Source organism: Streptantibioticus parmotrematis (assembly GCF_019890615.1).
Classification (GTDB): domain Bacteria; phylum Actinomycetota; class Actinomycetes; order Streptomycetales; family Streptomycetaceae; genus Streptantibioticus_D; species Streptantibioticus_D parmotrematis.
In genome coordinates, this window is sequence record NZ_JAINVZ010000002.1 from 212,174 (window position 1) to 232,788 (window position 20,615).

The window sequence follows — 20,615 nt, forward strand, 5'->3', positions numbered from 1 at the left end:
CGGCCTGGCCCCCGCCCCAGCCTCACGTCCCCAGCAACCGCTCCACCCCCGCCAGCAGCACGCACACCGTCAACGCCTCCAAGGCCTCGGACAGTTCGGGCAGGGACGGGTAGCTGGGGGCGATGCGGATCGTGTGGTCGTGGGGGTCGCGGCCGTACGGGTACGGGGCGCCGGCCGGGGTCAGGGCGACGCCCGCCTCCGCGGCCAGCGAGACGGTGAGCGTGGCGCAGCCGTCCGGCACGGTCAGGGTGACGAAGTAGCCGCCCTCCGGGCGGGTCCACGAGGCGATCCCGGTGCCGCCGAGGCGTTCCGTCAGCACCCGCTCGACCAGGTCGAACCTCGGCGCCAGCACCTCGCGGTGGCGGCGCATGTGGTCCCGTACGCCGTCCGCGTCGCGCAGGAAGAGGGTGTGCCGCAGCTGGTTGACCTTGTCGGGGCCGATGGTGCGGCGCGACAGGTGGCGCAGGGTCCAGCGGACGTTGGCGGGGGAGGCGCCGAGGAACGCCACGCCCGCGCCGGGGAAGGTGATCTTCGACGTGGAGCCGAAGACGAACGGCCGGTCCTCGTTGCCGTGCGCGGCGGCCAGCGCGAGCACGTCCGCGATCTGCGGCTCGGCGTCGGTGAGGTGGTGGACGGCGTAGGCGTTGTCCCAGAAGATCCGGAAGTCCGGCGCCGCCGTGGGCATCGCGGCCAGTCGCCGCACCGTCTCGGGCGCGTAGCTGACGCCGGTGGGGTTGCTGTACTTCGGCACGCACCAGATGCCCTTGATCTGCGGGTCGCGCGCCACCAGGTGCTCCACCCGGTCCATGTCCGGCCCGTCGGCGGTCATCGGCACCGGGATCATGTCGACACCCAGCTGCTCGCAGATCCCGAAGTGCCGGTCGTAGCCGGGTACCGGGCACAGGAAGGCCACCGACTGCTCGGCCGCCCACGGCCGCACCGACCCGGGCAGCCCCAGCAGCAGCGCGTGCGCCACGCAGTCGTACATCAGCTCAAGGCTGGAGCCGCCCAGCGCCAGCAGCCGGTCGGCGGGCACCTGGAACGGGCCGCTGAAGATCTCCCGCAGCTCCGGCAGCCCCATCGCGCCGCCGTAGTTGCGCACGTCGGTGCCGTCCGCCCCGGTGTACGCCTCGGGGCCCGGCAGCGACAACAGCGGCGCGGACAGGTCGAGTTGGGCGGCGGACGGCTTGCCGCGGGTGAGGTCCAGGGAACGCCCCCGGCCCTTCAGCGCGGCGTACTGCTCGCGCAGCCGGTCGCGTCTGGCGAGCAGTTCGGCTTCGGTCGCCGTGGTCAGGTTCACCGGGCATCACACCTGGGCTGGTCGGGGAAGGTGCTCGACGTCGTACACCTATCTCGTACACGTAGGGCGCGGGTGGAACGTTCATGCGCTACGGCTCACCCTCCGGGTCCGTCCTCCACCTAGTCAACGAACCTTCCGATGAACGGACAACGCAACCTCGCCAAACCGGCCAGCCAGTCGGCCCGCCCCGCCGAACCGTCCGGCCGCCCGGTACGTCGTCCGCCGCCTCGCCCCCGCCCTGAGCTGCGGATCTTCCGTCGGGGCGGGCGGATAGGGTGGGCTTCGTCCGCCATCGGGCGTTGATCGCCGTGAAACCTGCCGTTGGCGTCGATCCGATAACGGGTTCCCAACCCCCCTTTACCTGACATCTACGCGCGTTAAGCTGCCGCAGAACCAGCGCCGGACGGGGCGCTAGATGGATGAAGGGGTACCCCTCGTGCGCCGGGTAACCAGGTTTGCCGCCGCCGGTATAGCCACCGCGGCCCTTGCCCTCAGTGCCACCGCGTGTGGCGCCAGCTCGACCCAGAGCTCCGGCTCGTCCTCCTCCTCCGGGAAGGGCAGCCTCAAGGTCGGCATCGCCTATGACGTCGGTGGTCGTGGCGACCACTCGTTCAACGACTCCGCCGCGCGTGGCCTGGACAAGGCCACCAAGGAGTTCGGTGGAACGCCCAAGGAGCTGACCGCCAAGACGACCGACACCGACCAGGACCGCGAGCAGTACCTCGACGACCTCGCGTCCAACGGCTACAACCCGGTCATCGCGGTCGGCTTCGCCTACGCCAACGCCCTCAAGGCCGAGGCCCCGAAGTTCCCCAAGACCACCTTCGCGATCGTCGACTCGGTGGTCCCGGGCAGCAACATCGACAGCATGAGCTTCGCCACCCCGGAGAGCTCCTACCTCGCCGGTGTCGCCGCGGCGCTGAAGTCCAAGACCGGCCACATCGGCTTCATCGGCGGTGTCGACAACGCGCTGATCAAGGGCTTCCAGGCGGGCTTCCAGCAGGGTGTCACCGACACCAAGCCGTCCGACAAGGTCACCGTGCAGTACCTGAGCACCGGTTCCGACCTGTCCGGCTTCTCCAGCCCCGACAAGGGCGCCAGCGCCGCGGCGGGCATGCTCTCCCAGGGCATCGACGTCGTCTACTCCGCGGCCGGCAGCTCCGGCACCGGCTCGATCGAGACCGTGGCGGCCAAGAAGGGCGCCTGGGCGATCGGCGTCGACTCCGACCAGTACCAGGACCCGGCGCTGGCGAAGTACAAGGACTCCATCCTGACCTCCGCGGTCAAGAACGTGGACGTCGCCGTCTACGACCTCATCCAGAGCGTCCACAACGGCAAGCCGCTCACCGGCAACAACACCTACAACCTGGCCAACGGCGGTGTCAGCCTGGCCACCAGCGGCGGGTTCATCAAGGACATCCAGCCGCAGCTGGACGCGATCACCAAGAAGATCATCTCCGGTCAGATCAAGGTCAAGCAGACCCCCTGACACGGACCACGGGTCTGACCCCGGGTCACCCGTGACCGGCACCGCGGCACACCGCCCGGTCCCGGCCGCGGGCCCCGGGCGGGCCGGCCGCCAGGCGTACGGGGCCCGTCGGGAGAGGAACCACTCCCTCCGGGCCCCTCGCGCCGCCGGTGGGAAAGCCCGTGAACGCCCCCTGAGAGCCCCCGGAAAGCACCGCCGCAACGCGTTGTCGCCCGGCGGCGGATTTCCCTCGGTACCGCTACGCGCGTAGACACCCGTAGGCGCGGTACCTTCGCCCTTCGCCTTCCGCCCGACCAGGGCACGGTCATCCGGCCGGCGCGCCCACCGCCGCCTCCGCCGCCCACCGCCCGGCTCCTTCGCCCCGAGGAGAGTGCGCCATCAACGCGTCCAGTCCCCCTTCCGCCGCGAGTGCCCCCGCGAGCGCCCCCGCCGTGGAACTCAAGGGAATCACCAAGCGGTTCCCCGGCGTCGTCGCCAACCACGACATCGACATCACGGTCCGCCGTGGCATCGTGCACGCCCTCGTCGGCGAGAACGGCGCCGGCAAGTCCACCCTGATGAAGATCCTCTACGGCATGCAGAAGCCGGACGAGGGCACCATCGCCGTCGACGGCGAGCAGGTCTCGTTCTCCAACCCGGGCGACGCCATCGTCCGGGGCATCGGCATGGTGCACCAGCACTTCATGCTCGCCGACAACCTCACGGTCCTGGAGAACGTGGTGCTCGGCAGCGAGAAGCTGTACGGCATCGGCACGAAGGCCCGCGCGAAGATCACCGAGATCTCCGACGCGTACGGGCTGAACGTGCGGCCCGACGTGCTGGTCGAGGACCTCGGCGTGGCCGACCGGCAGCGCGTGGAGATCCTCAAGGTCCTCTACCGCGGCGCCCGCACGCTCATCCTCGACGAGCCGACCGCGGTGCTGGTCCCGCAGGAGGTCGACGCGCTCTTCGACAACCTGCGGGAGCTGAAGGCCGAGGGCCTGACCGTCATCTTCATCTCGCACAAGCTGGGCGAGGTGCTCTCCGTCGCCGACGAGATCACCGTCATCCGGCGCGGCACCACCGTCGGCACCGCCGACCCGAAGACCATCACCACCAAGCAGCTCGCCGAGCTGATGGTGGGCAGCGAACTGCCGTCGCCCGAGACCCGCGAGTCCACCGTCACCGACGTGCCGATGCTCCAGGTCGACGGCCTCAAGCTCACCGCCCCCGACCAGGACGGCGTCGAGCGCACCGTGCTGGACGACATCGCGCTGACCATCCACAAGGGCGAAGTCCTGGGCATCGCGGGTGTGGAGGGCAACGGCCAGGCCGAACTGGTCGAGGCCATCATGGGCATGCGCGCCCCCGACGCGGGCGTGCTCACCCTCGACGGCCGGGACATCTCGCGCACGCCGACCCGCAAGCGGCGCGAGGACGGCATCGGTTACATCCCCGAGGACCGCCACCGGCACGGCCTGCTGCTGGAGGCCCCGCTGTGGGAGAACCGCATCCTCGGCCACGTCACCGAGAAGCCCAACAGCAAGGGCGCGCTGCTCGACCCGGCCGCCGCCCGCCGCGACACCGAGCGCATCGTCGCCGAGTACGACGTGCGCACCCCCGGCATCGACGTCACCGCCGCCTCGCTGTCCGGCGGCAACCAGCAGAAGCTGATCGTCGGCCGCGAGATGAGCCACCAGCCCAAGCTGCTGATCGCCGCCCACCCCACGCGCGGCGTGGACGTCGGCGCGCAGGCGCAGATCTGGGACCAGATCCGCGAGGCCCGCCGCGAGGGCCTGGCGGTGCTGCTGATCTCCGCCGACCTCGACGAGCTGATCGGCCTGTCCGACTGCCTGCGGGTGATGTTCCGCGGGCGGCTGGTCGCCGACGCCGACCCCGCCACCATCACCCCCGAGGAACTGGGCTCCGCCATGACCGGCGCCAGCTCCGGCCACCTCGAACACGCCGCCGCGGGGGCCGTCACCGGCACCGCCCGGGACACCGCCGTCTCCGACACCGCCTCCGACACGGCCGGGGGAGAGGACTGATGAAGAAGTTCGCCAAGATCGACAAGGACCGGCTGCTGCTCGGCATAGCGGCGCCCGTCCTCGCGGTGGTCGCCGCGCTGGTCGTCACCGCCCTGGTGCTGCTGGCCACCGGCAAGGAGCCGTTCAAGGCCTTCCAGATCATGGTCAGTTACGGCTTCAAGAGCGACAGCCAGGTCTTCATCCTCAACGAGGCCACCACCTACTACCTGGCCGGTCTCGCCGTCGCCATCGGGTTCCGGATGAACCTGTTCAACATCGGCGTCGACGGCCAGTACCGGATGGGCGCCTTCTTCGGCGCCGTGGTCGGCGGCATGGTCACCCTGCCGTCGTTCCTGGAGATCCCGCTGATCATCGTCGTGTCGATGGTGGTCGCCGCCGCGTGGTCCGCCATCGCCGGTTTCCTGAAGGTCGGCCGTGGCGTGAGCGAGGTGATCGCCACGATCATGCTCAACTCGATCGCCACCGCGGTCATCTCCTACCTGCTCCAGCCGGGCAGGCTCGCGCACCTGAACTCCAACACCAACAGCGTCTACACCACGATGCTGCCGAAGTCCGCGTGGTTCTTCACCATGACCACCAACCCGGCGGCCGGTCCCATCGAGGGCTTCATCGTGATCGCGGTGCTCGCCGGTGTCGCCTACTGGTTCGTGCTGTCGCGCACCCGCTTCGGCTTCGACCTGCGCACCGTCGGCCAGTCCGAGTCGGCCGCCGAGGCCAGCGGTGTCAACGTCAAGAAGATGATCGTCACCAGCATGATCATCTCCGGTGCGCTGGCCGGTCTGGTCGGCATGCCCGCGTTGCTCAACGAGGCGCACACCTACAGCGACGAGTTCCCCACCGGCATCGGCTTCATCGGCATCGCCGTCGCGCTGCTCGGCCGCAACCACCCGGTCGGCATCGGCATCGGCGCGCTGCTGTGGGCGTTCCTGGACCGCACCTCCAACTGGCTGGAGTTCAACGGCTACGACAAGGAGATCGTCGGCGTCATCCAGGGCGTCATCGTGCTGTGCGTCGTCATCGCCTACGAGGTCGTGCGCCGCTACGGCCTGGGCCGCCAGCAACGCAAGGTCGGCGAGGAACTTGCCGCCGCCGCGTCCCTGAAGACCGTTGAGAAGGCGGAGGTGACGGCGTGAGCGCCACGACCACCGCGGCTCCGGCCGCCAAGACCGCGCCCGCGAAGGCGTCGCGCACCAAGCTGTCCACCCCCGTGATCCTGCTCATCGTCGCGGGCGCGCTGATCGCCGTCGCGGCGGTGCGGGCCATCACCGGCGCCCGCGACGTCACCTCCTCCGGCCAGATCGGCGGCGCCCTGCAGATGGCCGTGCCCGTCGGCCTCGCCGGGCTCGCGGGCCTGTGGTCGGAACGCGCCGGCGTGGTCAACATCGGCCTCGAAGGCATGATGATCCTGGGCAGCTTCTTCGGCGCCTGGGCGGGCTGGCAGCACGGCCCGTGGATCGGCCTGCTCGCCGGTGTCATCGGCGGCGCGCTCGGCGGCCTGGTGCACGCCATCGCCACCGTCACCTTCGGCGTCGACCACATCGTCTCCGGTGTCGCCCTCACGCTGCTCGCACAGGGCGCCACCGAGTACCTCGCCAAGATCTGGTTCAACACCGGCAAGGCCGCCACCCTCGGCGGCAACCCCAAGCAGTCCCCGCCGATCAACAGCGTCCCGTCGATCACCGTGCCGGGCCTGTCGCCGTGGCTGGCGCACGTCGAGGCCCACCACTGGTTCCTCGTCTCCGACCTGGCCGGTGTGCTGGGCGGGCTGGTCACCAACCTGTCGGTGTTCACCGTGATCGCCGCGCTGCTGTTCGGCGCCACGTACTGGGTGCTGTGGCGCACGCCGTTCGGCCTGCGGCTGCGCTCCTGCGGCGAGGCGCCGGTGGCCGCCGAGTCGCTCGGCGTCGACGTCTACCGCTACAAGTACGCGGCCGTCATCCTGTCCGGCGGCCTGGCCGGCTTCGGCGGCGCGTTCCTGGCGATGGTCCCGGCGCACGCCTACAACGAGGGCCAGACCGGCGGCCGCGGCTACATCGGCCTCGCCGCGATGATCTTCGGCAACTGGCGGCCCGGCGGACTCGCCATGGGCGCGGGCCTGTTCGGCTACACCGACAGCCTCCAGCTGCGCAACGGCGGCCCGGCCGCGCACGCGCTGCTGCTCCTGCTGGTGCTGCTGCTGGTCCTGATGGCGGTCTGGAAGTTCTCCCGTAAGAGCTACCGGCAGGCCGTGCTGAGCGCGGTCTTCGCCGCCCTGCTGCTGTTGTGGTTCCTCATGACGGACACCATCCCCTCCGAGTTCGTGAGCGCCACCCCGTACGTCGCCACGCTGCTGGTCCTCGCGCTGTCCGCGCAACGGCTGCGCATGCCCAAGGCGGACGGCAAGCCGTACCGGAAGGGCCAGGGCAAGTGACGGCTCGCGACGCGACCGGCGCCGTCGACACCGGCGCCGTCGACTGGGCGGCCCTGCGGGAGCGGGCCCGGGAGATCATGACCCGGGCCTACGCCCCCTACTCGGGCTTCCCCGTGGGCGCCGCCGCCCTGGTCGACGACGGCCGGACCGTGACCGGGTGCAACGTGGAGAACGCCGCCTACGGCGTCGCGCTGTGCGCCGAGTGCGGTCTGGTCTCCGCGCTGCACGCCTCTGGCGGCGGCAGGCTGACCGCGTTCACCTGCTGCGACCGCAACGGCGACGTGCTCATGCCGTGCGGGCGCTGCCGCCAGCTGCTGTGGGAGAACGGCGGCCCCGAGCTGCTGGTCGACACCGCCTCCGGCGTCCGCCCGATGCGCGAGCTGCTCCCGGACGCCTTCGGCCCCGAAGACCTCGACCGCTGAGACCGGACGACCTCAACCGCTGAGACAGGTAAGGATCTGAACCGCATTCATGGACGTCATCTCCGTCATCCGCACCAAGCGTGACCACGGCCGCCTCACCGACGAGCAGATCGACTGGGTGATCGACGCGTACACCCGTGGCGAGGTCGCCGACGAGCAGATGTCCGCGCTCGCCATGGCGATCCTGCTCAACGGCATGGACCGCGCCGAGATCGCCCGCTGGACGGCGGCGATGATCGCCTCCGGCGAGCGGATGGACTTCGCGTCGCTGCCCCGGCCCACCGCCGACAAGCACTCCACCGGCGGCGTCGGCGACAAGATCACGCTGCCGCTCGCGCCGCTGGTCGCCGCCTGCGGCGCGGCCGTTCCGCAGCTGTCCGGGCGCGGCCTCGGCCACACCGGCGGCACGCTGGACAAGCTGGAGTCGATCCCCGGCTGGCGGGCGCTGCTGTCCAACGACGAGATGATGGGCGTGCTGCGGGACGTCGGCGCGGTCATCTGCGCGGCGGGCGACGGGCTGGCCCCGGCCGACAAGAAGCTGTACGCGCTGCGCGACGTCACCGGCACGGTCGAGGCCATCCCGCTGATCGCCTCGTCCATCATGTCCAAGAAGATCGCCGAGGGCACCGGTTCGCTGGTGCTGGACGTCAAGGTCGGCTCCGGCGCGTTCATGAAGAACCTCGACGACGCGCGCGAACTCGCCTCCACCATGGTCGGGTTGGGCACCGACCACGGGGTGCGCACCGTCGCGCTGCTCACCGGCATGTCCACCCCGCTCGGCCTGACCGCGGGCAACGCGCTGGAGGTGCGCGAGTCCGTCGAGGTGCTGGCGGGCGGCGGCCCGGCCGACGTGGTCGAGCTGACCCTCGCGCTGGCCCGCGAGATGCTGGACGCGGCCGGCCTGAAGGACGCCGACCCCGAGAAGGCGCTGCGCGACGGCTCCGCGATGGACCACTGGCGGCGCATGATCGCGGCGCAGGGCGGCGACCCGGACGCGGCGCTGCCCGTCGCCCGCGAGCGGCACGTGGTGACCGCCTCCGCGACCGGCGTGCTCACCGGCCTGGACGCGTACGCGGTCGGCGTCGCCGCCTGGCGGCTCGGCGCGGGCCGCGCGCGCAAGGAGGACCCGGTGCAGGCGGGCGCGGGCGTCGAACTGCACGCCAAGCCCGGCGAGCAGGTCACCGCGGGCCAGCCGCTGATGACGCTGCACACCGACACGCCGGAGCGCTTCGCGTACGCGATCGAGGCGCTGGACGGAGGCGTGACGATCGAGGCGCCCGGAACGTCCTTCGAGGCGGACCCGATCGTGCTGGAACGTATCGCCTGAGCTGCGGTTTCCCCTTCTGGGTGAACGGGATCGGTGGACGGCCACCGGTCCCGTTCGTCATGCTTGGGTGGGTGGCGTACGGACTAAGGAGACCACCATGAGCGCACTCCCCATCGAGCCGCCGCAGGATGACGGTTACAGCTGGGACGAGCTTGTCGGGATCTGGGCGACGATGGACCATCCCGAGGGCTGCAAGGTGGAGATCATCGATGGGAGCATCACGGTGACGCCATCGCCGGCCAATCAGCACTCCAGCATCGTCTTCAAACTGCTGCGCATGCTCGTCAAGGCCATCCCGGACGAACTCGGCGTGTACACAACCCTGGATGTCGCCGTGCCCGCGTACGGCAACCTCTACGTCCCCGACCTGGTCGTCATCCCAGAGGACGTCGTCGACCACACCCCTGGTCACTACGTCGCGGCTGATCAGGTGCTGCTGGCCATCGAGGTCACCTCGCCGTCGAACGCCAGGCGCGACCGCATCACGAAGCTCGCGGGATACGCGACAGGCGGCGTTCCCCTCTACCTCCTGGTCGACCGCTGGGCACCGGGCGGCCCGCTGGTCACGCTCTTCGGAGAGCCGGAGGAACACACGTACAAGACCTTGCAGACGGCCAAGTTCGGCGACCAGGTCCACCTTCCGGCGCCTTTCGACCTCACGATCGACACCGGAGCCTTTCCGGGGAGTTGACGGGTTTCACGCGGTCCGCACGCGGGTCGGACTCCTGCGGGCCGCCCGGGTGCCGTACAGCGTGATGCCCGTCGCGGCCACCATCGCCGTCAGGCCCACCGCTACCGTGCCGGGCCAGCCGTCGCCGTGGTACGCGGTCGCGCCGACCATGCCGCCCACGCTGTTGCCGATGTAGTACGCCGTCAGGTAGAGCGCCGAGGCCTGCGCTCGGGCCGCCTTCGCGGTGTGACCCACCGCCCCGGAGGCGGTCGCGTGCCCCACGAAGAACCCGGCCGTGATCAGCACCAGACCACCCAGCACCGCGGCCAGCGACGCCAGCAGCGTCAGCCCGAGCCCCGCGGCCACCAGCGTGATCCCCACGTACAGCGCGCCGCGCCGCCCGACTCCCGCCACCAGGCGACCGGTCGCCGCGCTGGACGCCGTGCCGACCAGGTAGACCAGGAAGATCGCCCCGACCAGCCCCTCGGGCAGGTCGAACGGCGCCGCGGTCAGCCGGTAGCCGAGCACGGTGTAGACCGAGCCGAAGACCGCCATGAACAGCATGCCCAGCAGATACAGCCGCACCAGCAGCGGATTGCCCAGGTGGCCGCCGACGGTACGGGCCAGCGCACGCGGCGAGATCGGCGCGGGACGGAAGTGCCGCGCCTTCGGCGCCAGCAGGACGAACGCCACCGCGCACGCCAGCGACAGCACGCCCAGCACGCCGAGCGCCACCCGCCAGCCCGCGACCTGCGTGACGAAGCCCGCGATGACCCGCGAGCACATGCCGCCGATGCTGTTGCCCGCCACGTACAGCCCGATCGCGGAGGCGATCGCGGCCTGCGAGACCTCCTCCGCCAGGTACGCCATCGCGGTCGCGGGCAGTCCGGCCAGCGCGACGCCCTGAAGGGTGCGCAGCACGACCAGCGTGGTCAGGTCCGGCGCGAACGGCACCGCGAGCCCGATCAGCGCGGCGCTGAAGACGGAGGCGGCCATCACCGGCACCCGGCCGAAGCGTTCCGACAGCGCGGACAGCGGGATCAGCGCCACCGCGAGGCCGGCGGTCGTCATCGCCACCGTGAGACTGGCCTGCGCCGGGGTCACCCGCAGGCTCTGCGAGATCGCGGGCAGCACGCCCTGGGTCGAGTACAGCAGCAGGAAGGTCGCGGTGCCCGCGGCGAACAGCGCGAGGATCGCCCGGCGGTACGCGGAGGTGCCGGGCAACAGCTTGGTGTCCGAAGGGAGTTGGGCAGCGAGAATGGCGGCGTCGCGCGCCGCCCCGGTATCCGCGGAAGGCATGCTTCGACGCTACGGCGGCGCCTTTCATGCGTCCAATGCACGAATGACCGATAATCGATGCTGTGGTGCATGAAGACAGGTCAGCGCGGTCGGTGTCACGCGGTCGCAAAGAAGAAGACATTTCCGTGACGAATTCCGTGGCGCACCCCGAGCACGGCGAGGTGGCGTGGGACGGGTTGCTGGCGCCCCGGCTCGCGCAGTTCGCCGCCGTCGCCCGGCACGAGCACGTGACGCGGGCCGCGCAGCAGCTCGGCGTGCCGCAGTCCACCCTCAGCCGCGCGATGGCCCGGCTGGAGGCCGACCTCGAGGTCACGCTCTTCGCCCGGCACGGCCGCACCGTCTCGCTCACCCCGGCGGGCCGCGCCTTCCTCGCCTCGGTGGACCGCGCGCTGGACGGGGTGCGGCGGGCCGCGGAGGAGGTACGGGCCGACGCCGACCCGGACAGCGGCAAGGTGGCGTTCGGCTTCCTGCACACGCTGGGCCCGGAGACGGTGCCCAGTCTGCTGCGGGAGTTCCGGGCGGACCATCCCCGGGTGCGCTTCCAGCTCGTACAGAACTACGGAGAGGCGATGCTGGAACGGCTGCGCGCGGGAGACCTGGACCTGTGCCTGACCGCGCCGCTGCCGGACGCGCCGGACCTGGTGGTGCGGTCACTGGACGAGCAGCGGCTGCGGCTGGTCGTCCCGGAGGGCCACCGGCTGGCCGGGCGCAAGCGGGTGCGGGTCGCGGAGGCGGAGGGGGAGTGGTTCGTGACCCTGGAGACGGGTTACGGGCTGCGGCGCATCACCGACGCGCTGTGCGAGGAGGCGGGCTTCACCCCGAAGGTCGCCTTCGAGGGCGAGGAGGCGGAGACGCTGCGCGGCCTGGTCGCGGCGGGCCTGGGCGTCGCCCTGCTCCCGCCGCCCGCGGTCCCGCGCCCCGGCGTCGTCGAACTCGCGGTCACCGCCCCGAAGGCCGTCCGCGAGATCGGCGTGGCCTGGCTGGAAGGCCACCCCGACACCCCACCGGTAACCGCCTTCAAACGCTTCCTCCTCGCCAGACGGGGGCGCTTGCTGCCGCGCTAGACGTCACCGGGCGGGCGTCACCGGGCGGGGCGTGCGCCTCCTTCGCTCACCGCCCCCGTCCGAACCCCGACGCCAGGGGCATGCGCAGGCCGAGCGGCGGGGGTGCGGCCAGGGCGTCGACGACCGGGCGGGACAGCGGGTGGGCGCACAGGGTGCCGAGGGTGAAGTCCTGGGTCAACGCGAGGACTTCGGGGCGGTGGTGGCGGAGGGCGTGGCCGTCGGAGTGGACCTCGAAGCGGCAGACGTCGGGGTTGATCTTCTTGGCCCGCGCCGCGTACCGGTACGACAGTTCAGGGTCGCAGGCCGAGTCGTCCGTGCCGTGGGCGATCAGCACGTGGCGGCCGGCGAGCTGTTTCACCGGATCGGGTTCCGGGCCGGGCGGCAGCCAGGGGGCGAGGGCGACGACCGCGTTGACGGCCGGATGGCCCGCCGCGTGCAGGGCCGCCCGCGCCCCCATGTCGTAGCCGACCAGGCACACCGGCACGTCCCCGTACCGCCGCACGATCTCGTCGGCCGCCCAGGCCGCGTCCTGCGCCGGATGCGCGTGGCCGCCGTTCCAGCCGCGGAAGCGGTAGCGCACGACGTGGGCGACCAGCCCGTCGTCCGCCCCGGCGCGGGCCAGCCGCCGCACGATCGGGCGGACCGCCGCGGTGGACAGCGCGGAGCCGTGCCGGGTGCTCACCGGCAGCGCCGCCGGCAGCACGATCACCGCCGCGCGCACGCCGCGGACCGCGTCGGCGCCCACCGCGCGCCCGAGCCGGGCACCACGTACAGGCAAAGCTTGCGAAGCCATGGCAAAACCTTGGCAGAAGGATCGGTGGTCACCACCTGGCCAGTAGGTCAATCTTCGGTATCAGAACGCCTCCAGCACCTTCTTCGGCCACGGTCTACGCGCGTAGGGGCTACCATCGGCCGATGCAGAGCGAGAACCGTCACGCCGGTGAGACCGGCACGCCGCACACCGCGGCCGAGACCGCCCCGCGCGCCGGCGCCGGGGCCGCCGTACGAGCCGCCGACGCCGCCCGCCCGGGCACGGCGCTCGTCACCCCCGCGACCGCCACCGCCGAGCGCATCGTGCGCGCTCCCAAGGTGCTGCTCCACGACCACCTCGACGGCGGCCTGCGCCCCTCGACGGTGATCGAACTCGCCGACGCGGTCGGCTACCGCGACCTGCCGGAGACCGAACCGGGCAAGCTCGCCGAGTGGTTCCGCGAGGCCGCGGACTCCCCGGCCAAGGCGCAGGGCGACGACGGCGGCAAGGGCCTGGAACGCTACCTGGAGACCTTCGCCCACACCTGCGCCGTGATGCAGACCCGTGACGCGCTCTTCCGGGTCGCCGCCGAGTGCGCCGAGGACCTGGCGGCCGACGGCGTGGTCTACGCCGAGATCCGCTACGCCCCCGAGCAGCACCTGGAGGCGGGCCTGTCCCTCGAAGAGGTCGTCGAGGCCGTCAACGAGGGCTTCCGGGAGGGCGAGCGCCGCGCGCTGGCCGCCGGCAACCGCATCCGGGTCGGCGCGCTGCTGACCGCGATGCGCCACGCGGCCCGTTCGCTGGAGATCGCCGAACTCGCCAACCGCTACCGCGACCTGGGCGTCGTCGGCTTCGACATCGCGGGCGCGGAGGCCGGGTTCCCTCCCACCCGCCACCTCGACGCCTTCGAGTACCTCAAGCGGGAGAACAACCACTTCACCATCCACGCCGGTGAGGCGTTCGGCCTGCCGTCGATCTGGCAGGCGCTCCAGTGGTGCGGCGCGGACCGGCTGGGTCACGGCGTGCGGCTGATCGACGACATCCACGTCGCCGAGGACGGCACGGTCAAGCTGGGACGCCTCGCCTCCTACGTGCGCGACAAGCGCGTCCCGCTGGAGCTGTGCCCGACCTCCAACCTCCAGACGGGCGCGGCCCCTTCGTACGAGCGGCACCCGATCGGCCTGCTGCGCGCGCTGCACTTCCGGGTCACCGTCAACACCGACAACCGGCTGATGAGCGCGACCACCATGAGCCGCGAGTTCGGCCATCTGGTGGACGCCTTCGGCTACACGCTGGACGACCTGGAATGGATCACCGTCAATTCGATGAAGTCCGCCTTCATTCCTTTTGATGAACGTCTGGCCATGATCAACGACGTCATCAAGCCGGGTTACGCCGAGTTGAAGGCCGAATGGCTGTTCCAGCACGCGGCCGGATCATCGGGCGTGGCCAGCGGTTCCGCCACGCCCGGCGCGTAACGCGGCGGCGGCGGGGAACCGCCCGAACGAGGCGGGAAGGCCGGAGTCACGCGTGAGGCGCGCGGCCCCGGCCCGTTGTTTGCGCGGCGTGGCGCACCTGGCTAGCGTCTGACGAACGGTGATCACACCTTCACCCGTCGTGATCACCACTTTTCCGCGGTAACGGTAGCGGTCCGCACGCCATCGCGGGCCGGCGCACGCCATCGCCGACACAAGCCATCGTTCGAGGATGTAATTCGATGAAGACCGGAACCATCAAGACCCTCGGTGCCGCCGCTCTCGGCGTGGCCTTCGCCGCCGCGGCCGCCGGCTCGGCCAGCGCGGCCCCGGCGCTCCCGTCGGTGCCCGCCGCGGACCCGGCCTCCGCTCTCGACGCGCTCACCACCCAGCTGCCGGTCGACCAGGTCTCCAACCTGGTCCCGGGTGCCGCCCAGGCCACCGACGCGGTCAAGGGCGTCGTGCACAACGCCCCGGCGACCCTCGCCGCCGCCAACGGCGGTGGCCTGCTGGGCGGTCTGCCGGTCGGCAACCTGAGCGGCTCGCTCCCGCTGGGCGGCTGACACCCGCACGCCAACGGCACCGACGCGCCGCCGACCGCGAGCGCGTCGCATGTCCGGAAACGGGCCGTGCTCCTTCACGGGCGCGGCCCGTTGGCGTACCCGCGCGGTCGCGGCCGGGGCTCGTGGGCTACGGCACCAGCCGCACCGACGGCATCGCGGCACCGGAACCGGCCCCCGCGCCCGCCACCGGACCCGGCCCCGCCGCACCCACCGGACCCGAACCCGCAGCGCCCGCTCCCGCCGTCCCCACGGCCGCGTCGGTCGTCCACGCCTCGGCGGCCTGTCCGTAGCCGCGCCGCCGCAGCGCCGCGCGGGCCGCCGGGACCACCGCGAGGTGCGCCAGCACCACCCCGAGCGTGTTGAGCAGCACCACGTCCACGTCGAAGACCGAACCGGCCATCCCGGTCCGCACGACCTCCGCGCCGAACGCCAGCATCAGCCCGCCGAACGCGGTGCGCGCGAAGGAGCCCGGCGCCGAAGTGGTCACCCGCCCGCCGGCCAGCGGTAGCAGCACGCCCAGCGGCGCCAGCAGCGACAGCCCGGTGGCGAGGTGGTGCACGGCGGCGGCCGGGCCGAGTTCCAGGTACTGCCGGATGGTGTGCAGCGGCACCACGCTCCCGGCCGGGACCCAGGTGCCCGACATCGGGCGCAGCGCCAGCAGGTAGACGGCGACGAGGTGGAGTGCGACGAGAGCGGCGCCCACCGGACGCGCCCACCTCAGGGACGGCTGTCGCCCGCCGCTGCGTGTGGTCCGCTCGTCGACGGAAAGTACTTCTCGCTGCACGTCAAGTATGGACGCCGCGGTAGAAGTGCCGGTTCCGTGAAAGCCGGTGCGACGCCGGTCACGTCCGCCGCGCCTCCCTCGTCCTGCGGGAGCGTCCTACGACGCGGGCTTGCCCGCCGTCGTCCCCGCGTCCGGCACCGTGCGCATCGTCTCGTCGCAGGTGTAACGCCGCGGCGGGACGTGCGGGTCGGGCCCGCCCAGCACCACCGTGCGGCCCGTGTCGCCCGCCGGGGTCCCCGCGAAGGTGCACACCAGCTGGCCCATCGCGTACGAGGGCAGGTCGTCGGGGTCCTGGTCGAGGCGGAGCGTCGCGGCCGGGTCGCCGGTCGCGGGCCCGACCACCTGGAGCCCGCCGGGCACCTCGGTGGCGAAGCCGCCCTTCTCCTCGGCCTGGTCCGGCTTGCGCTCCAGCTCGGCCAGCAGCAGCTGCGCCGCCGTCAGCCGGTCCGACTGGTTCAACGCCTTTTCCGGAACGGCACGTTGGACCGGCGAGACCCGCTGGCTGCACACCAGGTAGACCTCGACCGACGTCAGGCCCGACGTGTCGCCCGGGGCTGTCGCCCGCGGCAGCGCGCACGACACCCGGGTCGGCGCGGGCCCGGCGTCCACCGGCACGGCCGTGGCCCTGATCCCGCAGCCCGCCGCGGCGCCGCCCAGCACCGCCAGGCCCAGCGTCAGCCGCAGCGCCCGCCGCACGGCCCGGGACGCCGCCCCGGCCGCCGTCGTCTCGTGGGCGGGGCCGGTCGTCGTGCGTCTCACCGCTGCCCCCCGTTCGCCTCGCCGTTGTGGCCGTCGTGTGCCGCGTCGCCGTTGTCGCCGCCGTGGTCGTCGTCGCCGTCGTGCTCCTCGCCTTCCGGCGGGGGGATCGGTAGCCGCAGGGTGAACTCCGCGCCGCCTTCGGGGCGGTTGGCGGCGGTGATGTCGCCGCCGTGGATGTGGGCGTTCGCCATGGCGATGGACAGGCCCAGGCCGCTGCCCTCGCTGCGGGCCCGGGAGGCGTCCGCCTTGTAGAAGCGGTCGAAGACGTGCGGCAGCACCTCTTCCGGGATGCCGGGCCCGTTGTCCGAGACGCGCACCACCAGTCCGGTCCCTCTCCCACCACCACCCTCGACGGAGGCGCTTCGCGCCACGCCTTCGTCGGGGCCCTCGGTGCGTACCGTGACGCGGACCGGAGAGCCGCCGTGCTTGAGGGCGTTGCCGATCAGGTTGGCCAGGACGACGTCGAGGCGGCGCGGGTCGAGGCGGACCAGGATGCCGCGCGGCGCGTCGAGTTCGACCGCGTCCAGCCAGGCGCGGGCGTCGATGCAGGCGGTCACCAGGTCGGCGACGTCGACCTCGTCGACGCGCAGCCTGGCGGTGCCCGCGTCGAAACGGGTGACCTCCATCAGGTTCTCCACCAGGTCGCCGAGGCGCCGGGTCTCGGTGACCACCAGCCGCACCGCCGGGGCGATCATCGGGTCGAGGGAGTCCGCCTCGTCCTCCAGCACCTCGGTGACGGCGGTGATGGCGGTCAGCGGGGTGCGCAGTTCGTGCGACATGTCGGCGACGAACCGCCGGGAGGCCGCCTCACGGTTGCTCAGATCCTCGACCTGGCGCTGCAACGCCTCCGCCGCGTTGTTGAACGTCCTTGACAACTCGGCCAGTTCGTCCGTGCCGGACACCCGCAGCCGGGTGTCGAGCCTGCCCTCGCCCAGCCTGCGCGCGGCCACGCTGAGGCGCTGCACCGGCCGCAGCACGGTGGACGCGGCGGCCTGCGCCAGCAGGGCGGCGCCGATCAGCGCCAGCGCGGTGGCGATCCCCAGCGACCAGGCGAGCGAGTTGAGGTCGCTGCGCTCGGCGGCCAGCGACTTGTACATGTAGCCGGTCGGCCCGTCGCCGATCATCCGCGCGCCGCCGACCAGGTACGGGCGCCCGCCGGCCGTCGTGCGCTGCCAGTACAGGTGGTACGCGTCGTGGTTGCCGTCGGTCAGCGGCCGGGCCTTGTCCACGGCCGTCCGCAGCGAGGCGGGCACCTGGGCGAGCGTGAAGGCGCCGTGGCCCGAACTGGCCGCGCAATGGGCGCCGTTGACGTCCGTGCCGAGCAGCAGGACCTGGTAGCTCTGGGTGTTGCTCGCCATCCGGTCGGCGGCTTCCTGCAACTCGTCGCAGGGCGCGTTCACCGGGAGCGAGCCCACGTTGCGCGTCATCGAGGCGCGGAAGTCGTCGAGCGCCGCGTTCTGGGCGCGGGTGAGCACCGCGTCGCGGTTGAGCCAGTACGCGATGCCCGACGCGGACACCGCCGCGGTCAGCGCGACCGCGGCGAACACCGCCAGCAGCCGCAGCCGCAGGCTGCCGAACCGCACCCGGGTCACCCAGGACAGCGCACGACGTGCCGTGGAGCGCGTCGTCACTGCGGCGGGTCCAGCCGGTAGCCGACGCCCCGCACCGTGCGGATCAGCCGGGGCGAGGACGGCACGTCCTCGACCTTGGCCCGCAGCCGCTGCACGCACGCGTCCACCAGCCGGGAGTCGCCGAGGTAGTCGTGCTCCCACACCAGGCGCAGCAACTGCTGGCGGGACAGCGCCTGTCCGGGCCTGCGGCTCAGTTCCAGCAGCAACCGCAGCTCGGTGGGCGTCAGCTGGAGGTCCTCGCCGTCCTTGGTGACGGTCATCGCGGAGCGGTCGATGACGATCGAGCCGAACGCGGCGGCGTCGGTGCTGTCACGCTCGCCCCGGCGCAGCACGGCGCGGATGCGGGCGTCCAGCACCCGCGGCTGGATCGGCTTGAGCACGTAGTCGTCGGCGCCGGACTCCAGGCCGACGACCACGTCGATGTCGTCGCTGCGCGCGGTCAGCAGGATGATCGGCAACTGGTCGGTACGCCGGATGCGGCGGCACACCTCGAACCCGTCGATGCCCGGCAGCATCACGTCCAGCACGACCAGGTCGGGGCGCTGCTCGCGCAGCCGTTCCAGACCCTCCTCACCGGTCGCGGCGGCCACCACACGGTGACCCTGTCGGGTCAGGGCGAGTTCGAGGCCGGTACGAATCGCGTCGTCGTCCTCGATAAGCAACAGGTAGGGCACGCAGGCCATTGTGTCGCACGGCCCCGGCGGCCCACGACCGCCGCCGTCCGCCCTTCCGCCCTCCGGTCTCCCCGGAACGCCCGGCGCTCACCGTGCGTCACGGGGAAACGCCCGCGCGTCGATGTTGAACGGTTCTTCCGCCCGTCGCGTCACGTCCACCCGGCGTAGCGGGCCGCGCTGTGACGGTGCTGTGACATTCGACGGACAGGCCCATGAAACTGATCCGACAGTCTTTTCACCACGGCGGCCGACCACCGCCGAAACCGTCAGAAGCTGGTTCCACTCCACGGGGGTCCCGAGATGAGCGCCATGCACACCACCACCTCCGCCGCGATCGTGCGGCAGCGCCCGCACTCCGCCGAGTGGAACGACAATCTGTCCGGTGCCGAGGGACACCTCCTGCCGCAGAGCAGGGGCGGGCGGGGGTGCGCGCCGCGCCTGCGGTCCGAGGTCTCCCGAGGTACCGGACGCCAGCCGGTCGGGTCCGGTTCCGTGCGCCACCGCGCGCCGTTCATGACCGCGATCGAGGGCGGGGCCGCGGGGGTCGCCGCCACCGCGTACGGGGAGGCCACGGGGGAGCGGAAGAGCCGTTCGAGCGAGGCGGACTTCACCGCCTACGTCGCCGAACGCCGCGCCTCCCTGTACGCGACCGCCTACCACCTCACCGGTGACCGCCACGAGGCGGAGGACCTGCTGCAGAGCGCGCTGTTCTCCACCTACCGCGCCTGGGACCGGATCACCGACAAGGCGGCGGTGGGCGGCTACCTGCGCCGCACCATGACCAACCTGCACATCTCCGCCTGGCGCCGCCGCAAGCTCAACGAGTACCCGACCGAGGAGCTGCCCGAGACGGTCGGCGACAGCGACGAGATGCACGGCACCGAGCTGCGCGCCGTCCTGTGGCAGGCGCTGGCCAAGCTGCCCGAGACCCAGCGCACGATGCTGGTGCTGCGCTACTACGAGGGCCGTACCGACCCGGAGATCGCCGGGATCCTGGGCATCAGCGTCGGCACCGTCAAGAGCAGCATCTGGCGCTCGCTGCGCCGCCTGCGCGACGACCAGGCGCTGGCCCAGGGCCGCGACGAGAACGAGGCGTTCGGCGAGCTGGTGGCCTGAGAGGACCGGGGGAACCGAGGGGGCGCGGGGCACGGCCCCGCGCCGAGGGGAAAAACAGGCGGTCGCGCGCGCTTGCGGGGAAATGGGGCCCCGAAGGCGCCCGCGACCGCCTTCGGTATGGGGGCGGTCGACGCGCCCCCGCCGCCTACCGGACCGCGTACGCCTCCGGCCGCCGCCGTGAGGGTGTCAACGCCGCGCGGGTGATCAGGGCCAGTGCCGCTCCGTCGTCGCACGCCGTCGCGCCCAGCGCGGTCTGCCGGGCCACGATGCCGCGTTCGGCGCGCATCAGCCGCCAGCCGCGCCGCAGCAGGTACGGCACCGACTTGCGGCCCTCGCGCAGGTCCCGCCGCAGCCGCCGCCACGCCGTCACGACCGGCCGTCCGCGCAGGCACACCGCCGCGCCCAGCAGCCCGGCCGCCTCGCACCGGGCGACCAGTTCGGCGGCGAAGATCCCCTCCGCCACGAACAGGCCCACCCCGCCGAGCCCGACGACCGCGTCGCCCGTGATCGAGCTGGACGCGATGTCGTACACCGGGACCCGCGCGGTCCCCGTGCGCGCCAGCGTCTCCAGCGCGGCCATCGCGGCGTCCGCGTGCCACGACAGCGGTGAGTCCCAGTCGGGGCCCGCGCCGTGCGGCAGTTGGGGCAGCGTGGGGTCGTCGGCGGCCTTGTAGAAGTCGTCGAGATTGAGCACCGGCAGCCCGGTGCGCTCGGCGAGCGTGGACTTCCCCGACCCGGAGGGCCCGGTCAGCAGGACGACGCGGGCGGTGGGCACGGCGACGGGGGCGGCGGGATCAGCGGTGGTCACGGAAGACCAGTGTGACGCATCCGCCGCGCGCGAGCGCTGGTGGACC

At 72.2% G+C, this 20,615-nt stretch carries 19 protein-coding genes; 11 read left to right on the forward strand and 8 right to left on the reverse strand.

The annotated features are described in order from the left end of the window. Positions 1 to 22: 22 nt before the first annotated feature. Complete coding sequence (locus tag K7472_RS03690) at positions 23 to 1,300, reverse strand: aspartate aminotransferase type Ic (protein ID WP_222973809.1); 1,278 nt, start codon at positions 1,298 to 1,300, stop codon at positions 23 to 25. Between the two features lie 436 nt (positions 1,301 to 1,736). Between K7472_RS03690 and K7472_RS03695 the strand changes: the two genes are divergently transcribed. The 7 genes from K7472_RS03695 (at position 1,737) to K7472_RS03720 (ending at position 9,666) form a co-directional block, all read left to right on the forward strand. Further along, a complete protein-coding gene (locus K7472_RS03695; RefSeq protein WP_222973810.1) occupies positions 1,737 to 2,789 on the forward strand; it encodes a BMP family lipoprotein in 1,053 nt (350 codons plus the stop codon). Between the two features lie 377 nt (positions 2,790 to 3,166). Continuing rightward, positions 3,167 to 4,816, forward strand: coding sequence for an ABC transporter ATP-binding protein (locus tag K7472_RS03700; protein WP_222974342.1), 1,650 nt, complete (start codon positions 3,167 to 3,169; stop codon positions 4,814 to 4,816). Further along, positions 4,816 to 5,949: an ABC transporter permease gene (locus K7472_RS03705; protein WP_222973811.1), complete on the forward strand. Its 1,134-nt coding sequence runs from the start codon at positions 4,816 to 4,818 to the stop codon at positions 5,947 to 5,949. Before K7472_RS03700 ends, K7472_RS03705 begins: the two co-directional genes overlap by 1 nt. Then, a complete protein-coding gene (locus K7472_RS32425; protein WP_308013753.1) occupies positions 5,946 to 7,226 on the forward strand; it encodes an ABC transporter permease in 1,281 nt (426 codons plus the stop codon). Before K7472_RS03705 ends, K7472_RS32425 begins: the two co-directional genes overlap by 4 nt. After that, positions 7,223 to 7,648 carry a cytidine deaminase gene (locus tag K7472_RS32430; RefSeq protein ID WP_308013754.1) on the forward strand — a complete coding sequence of 142 codons (426 nt, stop codon included), beginning with the start codon at positions 7,223 to 7,225 and terminating at the stop codon, positions 7,646 to 7,648. Before K7472_RS32425 ends, K7472_RS32430 begins: the two co-directional genes overlap by 4 nt. A 49-nt stretch (positions 7,649 to 7,697) precedes the next feature. Next, the gene (locus tag K7472_RS03715; protein WP_222973813.1) at positions 7,698 to 8,975 is read left to right on the forward strand and encodes a thymidine phosphorylase; all 1,278 of its coding nucleotides are present in this window, start codon (positions 7,698 to 7,700) and stop codon (positions 8,973 to 8,975) included. Between the two features lie 97 nt (positions 8,976 to 9,072). Continuing rightward, on the forward strand, positions 9,073 to 9,666 hold the full coding sequence (locus K7472_RS03720; protein WP_222973814.1) for a Uma2 family endonuclease: 594 nt from the start codon (positions 9,073 to 9,075) through the stop codon (positions 9,664 to 9,666). Positions 9,667 to 9,672: 6 nt separating this feature from the next. On the opposite strand, the gene K7472_RS03725 is transcribed toward K7472_RS03720, so the two are convergent. Next, positions 9,673 to 10,944, reverse strand: coding sequence for an MFS transporter (locus tag K7472_RS03725; protein ID WP_222973815.1), 1,272 nt, complete (start codon positions 10,942 to 10,944; stop codon positions 9,673 to 9,675). 119 nt (positions 10,945 to 11,063) lie between these two features. Here K7472_RS03725 and K7472_RS03730 point away from each other — a divergent pair, with 119 nt between their 5' ends. Next, entirely contained in the window at positions 11,064 to 12,008 is a 945-nt protein-coding gene (locus tag K7472_RS03730; protein ID WP_222974344.1) for a LysR family transcriptional regulator, read from the forward strand. A gap of 46 nt (positions 12,009 to 12,054) precedes the next feature. On the opposite strand, the gene K7472_RS03735 is transcribed toward K7472_RS03730, so the two are convergent. After that, positions 12,055 to 12,801 (reverse strand): dienelactone hydrolase family protein, encoded by a 747-nt coding sequence (locus tag K7472_RS03735; protein WP_222973816.1) that lies wholly within the window; start codon positions 12,799 to 12,801, stop codon positions 12,055 to 12,057. Positions 12,802 to 12,923: 122 nt separating this feature from the next. On the opposite strand from K7472_RS03735, the gene K7472_RS03740 reads away from it, so the two are divergent. Both K7472_RS03740 and K7472_RS03745 read left to right on the forward strand, forming a co-directional pair. After that, a complete protein-coding gene (locus K7472_RS03740; RefSeq protein WP_222973817.1) occupies positions 12,924 to 14,237 on the forward strand; it encodes an adenosine deaminase in 1,314 nt (437 codons plus the stop codon). 239 nt (positions 14,238 to 14,476) lie between these two features. Then, complete coding sequence (locus K7472_RS03745; protein WP_222973818.1) at positions 14,477 to 14,797, forward strand: hypothetical protein; 321 nt, start codon at positions 14,477 to 14,479, stop codon at positions 14,795 to 14,797. A 127-nt stretch (positions 14,798 to 14,924) separates the two neighbouring features. Here K7472_RS03745 and K7472_RS03750 read toward each other — a convergent pair whose 3' ends face one another. The 4 genes from K7472_RS03750 to K7472_RS03765 form a co-directional block, all read right to left on the reverse strand. Then, positions 14,925 to 15,500, reverse strand: a complete 576-nt coding sequence (locus K7472_RS03750) for a VanZ family protein (RefSeq protein ID WP_222973820.1) — start codon at positions 15,498 to 15,500, stop codon at positions 14,925 to 14,927. Positions 15,501 to 15,677: 177 nt separating this feature from the next. Next, the gene (locus K7472_RS03755; RefSeq protein ID WP_308013756.1) at positions 15,678 to 16,340 is read right to left on the reverse strand and encodes a hypothetical protein; all 663 of its coding nucleotides are present in this window, start codon (positions 16,338 to 16,340) and stop codon (positions 15,678 to 15,680) included. Then, complete coding sequence (locus tag K7472_RS03760) at positions 16,337 to 18,070, reverse strand: sensor histidine kinase (protein ID WP_222973821.1); 1,734 nt, start codon at positions 18,068 to 18,070, stop codon at positions 16,337 to 16,339. Before K7472_RS03760 ends, K7472_RS03755 begins: the two co-directional genes overlap by 4 nt. Then, positions 17,968 to 18,645, reverse strand: coding sequence for a response regulator (locus K7472_RS03765; protein ID WP_222973822.1), 678 nt, complete (start codon positions 18,643 to 18,645; stop codon positions 17,968 to 17,970). Before K7472_RS03765 ends, K7472_RS03760 begins: the two co-directional genes overlap by 103 nt. Positions 18,646 to 18,945: 300 nt before the next feature. On the opposite strand from K7472_RS03765, the gene K7472_RS03770 reads away from it, so the two are divergent. Beyond that, positions 18,946 to 19,761, forward strand: coding sequence for a SigE family RNA polymerase sigma factor (locus tag K7472_RS03770; protein WP_222973823.1), 816 nt, complete (start codon positions 18,946 to 18,948; stop codon positions 19,759 to 19,761). A gap of 145 nt (positions 19,762 to 19,906) precedes the next feature. Here the strand turns inward: K7472_RS03770 and K7472_RS03775 are convergent, their stop codons facing one another. Beyond that, a complete protein-coding gene (locus K7472_RS03775) occupies positions 19,907 to 20,569 on the reverse strand; it encodes a uridine kinase family protein (RefSeq protein WP_222973824.1) in 663 nt (220 codons plus the stop codon). Positions 20,570 to 20,615 lie beyond the last annotated feature (46 nt).

What these genes read in the sequence shown, in the direction of transcription:
- K7472_RS03740 (WP_222973817.1), top strand. Translation starts at nt 12,924, where the DNA reads ATGCAGAGCGAGAACCGTCACGCCGGTGAGACCGGCACGCCGCACACC.
- K7472_RS03715 (WP_222973813.1), top strand. Translation starts at nt 7,698, where the DNA reads ATGGACGTCATCTCCGTCATCCGCACCAAGCGTGACCACGGCCGCCTC.
- K7472_RS03735 (WP_222973816.1), bottom strand. Translation starts at nt 12,801, where the DNA reads ATGGCTTCGCAAGCTTTGCCTGTACGTGGTGCCCGGCTCGGGCGCGCG.
- K7472_RS03705 (WP_222973811.1), top strand. Translation starts at nt 4,816, where the DNA reads ATGAAGAAGTTCGCCAAGATCGACAAGGACCGGCTGCTGCTCGGCATA.
- K7472_RS03745 (WP_222973818.1), top strand. Translation starts at nt 14,477, where the DNA reads ATGAAGACCGGAACCATCAAGACCCTCGGTGCCGCCGCTCTCGGCGTG.
- K7472_RS03720 (WP_222973814.1), top strand. Translation starts at nt 9,073, where the DNA reads ATGAGCGCACTCCCCATCGAGCCGCCGCAGGATGACGGTTACAGCTGG.
- K7472_RS03770 (WP_222973823.1), top strand. Translation starts at nt 18,946, where the DNA reads ATGAGCGCCATGCACACCACCACCTCCGCCGCGATCGTGCGGCAGCGC.
- K7472_RS03725 (WP_222973815.1), bottom strand. Translation starts at nt 10,944, where the DNA reads ATGCCTTCCGCGGATACCGGGGCGGCGCGCGACGCCGCCATTCTCGCT.